This is a genomic window from Endozoicomonas sp. (assembly GCF_031844845.1).
Taxonomy (GTDB): domain Bacteria; phylum Pseudomonadota; class Gammaproteobacteria; order Pseudomonadales; family Endozoicomonadaceae; genus Endozoicomonas.
The window spans coordinates 1-3,276 of the sequence record NZ_JAVRMB020000230.1 but is presented as its reverse complement, the minus strand read 5'-3'; the positions used below and the strand labels follow the sequence as shown (position 1 = coordinate 3,276).

The following is a 3,276-nucleotide window of genomic DNA, read 5'->3' as shown; positions in this document are numbered from 1 at the left end:
CACCGCAGCGACCCAGTGGTCGGGGTTCCGCAGCGCGATTCCCACAAGTTTTAGCCCGTCAGCCAGAGACCTGCTGAGCGTGGCGAGTTTGCTTACGGTGACAGTCTGAATACCAGCCAGCAAACGAGCCGGTTAGACTGGAAAGCTCGTAGGGTTTAGCTACGATTAAGCAGTCATACGCAGACCGAAGTCTGAGTCATTTGCGCTTTCGGTAGTTGTCATATTGGCAACTAATAGGTTTGTAGTGTTTTGATTAACGAGAACCACTACGTCCTCGGCATGCACCTAAGGGTTCGATACCGTCGTCGAATCCGAATCGCCCCCGGAATCAATATTTATAGAGCACTGAGCCCGATGTAGCAATAGCCATGGGATAATTAATGGTGATATCAGCCTTTTATTCACGCCATGAAGGATCAATCCTGTCCAGTCGGCGAAGCAGTCCGGGCCATTCCAGCTGAGCCCCCTTCCCCAGATTGGCCTGCCGGTACTGATCCATGACCACAGCAATCACTTCAGGCTTAACACTGACCATTGGCGCATTGCACCCCATTGCCTGAACCTGAATTTCACAGGCTTTCTGTAAAACGTAGAAATTATGAAAAGCCTCTGAAATCGTAGCCCCTGCCACCAGCACACCATGATTCCGCAGGAACATCACATTATTCTTACCCATATCCTTCTGCAGGCTTTGACGCTCATCCTTATCAACCGATATCCCTTCATAGTCGTGATAACCTATCCCCTGAAATAACAGCGTTGCATGCTGACTCAACGGCAACAGTCCACACTCCAGAGTAGAGACAGCTATCGTTGCCACAGTATGGGCATGGAGTACACAGCGGATATCCTCTCTCACTTCATGAATTGCACTGTGGATAACAAAGCCTGCCGGGTTTACAGGCCACTCTGAGTGTTCCACCTTATTTCCAGCCAGATCAATTTTGATCAGGCTCGATGCAGTGATCTCATCAAACATCATGCCATAGGGATTGATCAGGAAGTGCGAAGATGCTTCGGGCAATCGGCAGGTAATGTGGGTATATATCAGGTCATCCCAGCCGAAGAGCGCCATCAAACGATAACAGGCGGCAAGATCTAACCGAAGTTCCCACTCACTTTCATTAAATCCGTTGTTTATCTGAACATTTGATAATGCCATGTCCCGTTGCCCCATAACCATTAAGAAGCATGCACGCCCTCCTTACTATTTTTTACCCACTGATTGCAAAATACTCTCTGAAAAACCACGACCATGACACCCGACAGTGACTTGATATACAGGCTCTGGATACTATAGCTATCTTTGGTGATACCACAGGCTACATTAATTTTTCTTTACGTATCTCAGCGTGACTCCCCTTTTATAAAAACTGAGGTTATAAAAACTGAGGTTTTGTTTTCCCGGGCAATGGCGTGTTTATGAAGATTTTTCAGGAAGTATTTGGAGCCACTCGCTCCGGTGAACCGGTTTATGCCTTCCGGCTCTGTAACCAGAAAGGAATGGAAGTGACCATTCTGACCCTGGGTGGAATCATCCAGAGTATTCAGGTGCCAGATCGTACAGGCAATGTGTCTGAAGTAACCCTGGGCTGCGACTCGGTGGCCGATTACGAGCGCTCAGGTGCTTATTGTGGTGCGATTGTCGGCCGTTATGCCAACCGCATTGCCAGAGGCGAGTTGCAACTGAATGGTGAGCGGTTTCAGTTAGCCTGTAACAATGCCCCAAATCATCTGCATGGCGGCAAGCTGGGCTTTGATCATCATCTCTGGCGGGCTGAGCACCAGACCAAAGACAACCTTTGCACGCTGTCTCTTTATTACGATTCAGACGATGGTGAAGAAGGTTACCCAGGCAAGCTCAAGGTTAACGTTAACTATACCCTGAATAACCAGAACGAACTGGGCATCGACTATCAGGCGACCACTGATGCAACCACCGTGGTCAACCTGACCAACCATGCCTACTTTAACCTTAATGGCAGTGATGACTGCCTGAGCCACCAGCTGCAACTCCACTGCAGCCAGTTCACCCCCACAGATGAAACGTCCATTCCCTATGGCGAGATTGAGTCTGTCATCAATACGCCCATGGACTTTACCACCATGAAGCCCATAGGCCGTGATATTGGTCAGGATTTTATCCAGCTGAAGCAGGCCAGGGGATATGACCACAACTGGGTAATCTGGACAGAGAGGGATAGTAAAAACCCCCTGAAGCCTGTCGCACGGGTAGAAGAGCCAGAAAGTGGCCGAACCCTGGAAGTATTCTCCACCCAGCCCGGTGTTCAGTTTTACACAGGCAATTATCTGGAAGGAGAACCCGCACGGAGAGGTGGCCAATATGGCATACGGGCTGGTTTCTGCCTGGAAACCCAGCACTTCCCGGATTCACCCAACAGGCCAGAGTTTCCATCAACCCAGCTGAATCCGGGTGAAACTTATCAGGAAAAAACGGTTTTCCGTTTTGGTGCAATGTAATTAATGCTTGTTCAGGCCGGAGTGGCCGGAGTGGCCGCCCTGAAATCATGCTGGGCTGGGCTGGGCTTTGCCACGGTATTCGCGCTGATTTTGCCGCCAGTTGTTTATTCACTGCTTTATAAAATATATTTTAAAGGCTTCAAGTATGATGACGGACATTTGTAGTCTCCCTTTTTATCAGACCCCTTTCTAACTAATCCTAAAACCAAAAAAGACTCAAAGATACAACCCATCCCCATACTAAGGGACAGTAATTCCCGATAACTATACGCCTAAAGTCGTATAGTTTTGTATTAACCAGGCATAATATTTATGGATGAATTATCCCACTCCGTATTAAGACTGAGTTCCAGATTACTTTGTAGACACACCGAACACTGAAAACACAAGAATATTGAGAGTCTATGTTGTATCCAGCATAAGCGTTTTCAGGCTGATACTCTTTCCTGCGATTATTGCTGTTAACAGTTCAGTCCAGGAGTCTATAAGAAACCAGTCAAACAGCCCTCTTATCCCATGCCAGAGCGATTTTTTTGATTTCGCTGCCGACAACGCTTTTTGAAAAAGAGGACAAGCGAGCTGCTCTATCTGATCAATAAGAAAAGCGGCAAATGTCAAACTGGCAAAGTTTGTCGCCAGATGCTTCTTGCCGTGTCCGTAGTTGTGTTCCAGGTTGTATTCTTGTGTTTTCAGTGTGTTAAACGTTTCATTCTCAATTTTCCACTTGGCGCGTGCTCCTCGCATGATTTTTGTCACGTTTTCTATGGTTATTTTAATATCAGTAACCCAAGTGTT

Annotated in this window: 2 protein-coding genes, 1 other RNA gene and 1 pseudogene; 1 reads left to right on the top strand and 3 read right to left on the bottom strand. The window is 47.5% G+C overall.

Annotated features, from left to right (window positions below):
• Together ssrA and RM811_RS12110 are read right to left on the bottom strand one after the other, a co-directional pair.
• Nucleotides 1-324, bottom strand: a transfer-messenger RNA (tmRNA) gene (gene ssrA / locus RM811_RS12115); the annotation flags it as partial.
• A 73-nt stretch (nucleotides 325-397) separates the two neighbouring features.
• Nucleotides 398-1,162 (bottom strand): class II aldolase/adducin family protein, encoded by a 765-nt coding sequence (locus RM811_RS12110; RefSeq protein WP_402524520.1) that lies wholly within the window; start codon nucleotides 1,160-1,162, stop codon nucleotides 398-400.
• A gap of 260 nt (nucleotides 1,163-1,422) precedes the next feature.
• On the opposite strand from RM811_RS12110, the gene RM811_RS12105 reads away from it, so the two are divergent.
• Nucleotides 1,423-2,481 (top strand): aldose epimerase family protein, encoded by a 1,059-nt coding sequence (locus RM811_RS12105; protein WP_402524518.1) that lies wholly within the window; start codon nucleotides 1,423-1,425, stop codon nucleotides 2,479-2,481.
• A 402-nt stretch (nucleotides 2,482-2,883) separates the two neighbouring features.
• Here the strand turns inward: RM811_RS12105 and RM811_RS12100 are convergent.
• Nucleotides 2,884-3,276: pseudogene (locus RM811_RS12100) on the bottom strand (hypothetical protein); the annotation flags it as partial.

Bases quoted from the DNA above. Each gene is read 5' to 3' on its own strand.
- RM811_RS12110 (WP_402524520.1), bottom strand. From the start codon at position 1,162: ATGGCATTATCAAATGTTCAGATAAACAACGGATTTAATGAAAGTGAG.
- RM811_RS12105 (WP_402524518.1), top strand. From the start codon at position 1,423: ATGAAGATTTTTCAGGAAGTATTTGGAGCCACTCGCTCCGGTGAACCG.